Below are 324 nucleotides of genomic sequence, written 5' to 3'. Positions count from 1 at the left end.
CAGCTTCAACTGTTTTACCACTTGATGATGTATAGGTTTTTGGTTGAGATACAAAAGCAATCTTCGGAGTATGCTGACGCGCAGCAGCTTCAGAGATGTCTTTAATCAAACCCATTTGAACAGCACCATACGCACGGATTTTTTCAAAACGAGCTAGTGCTGCGGCATCACCATTAATATGATCTTGTAATTCAGTGCCTTGATAACCAATCGCTTCTGCATTTAAGAAAATAGTAGGAATACCTGCATTAATGAAAGTTGCTTGGAAAGTACCGATCTCAGGTACCACCAATTCATCAACAACATTTCCTGTAGGGAACATAT

Annotated in this window: 1 protein-coding gene; it reads right to left on the bottom strand. The window is 39.8% G+C overall.

The window, feature by feature from the left end:
• On the bottom strand, positions 1 to 324 hold a 324-nt coding region (locus tag ACLBXO_RS31900), incomplete at both ends, for a PrpF domain-containing protein (RefSeq protein ID WP_447687937.1).

It is taken from the genome of Methylobacterium sp. C33D (genome assembly GCF_053345825.1).
The sequence above is the reverse complement of the archived record's forward strand: the minus strand, read 5'-3'. Positions and strand labels throughout refer to the sequence as shown.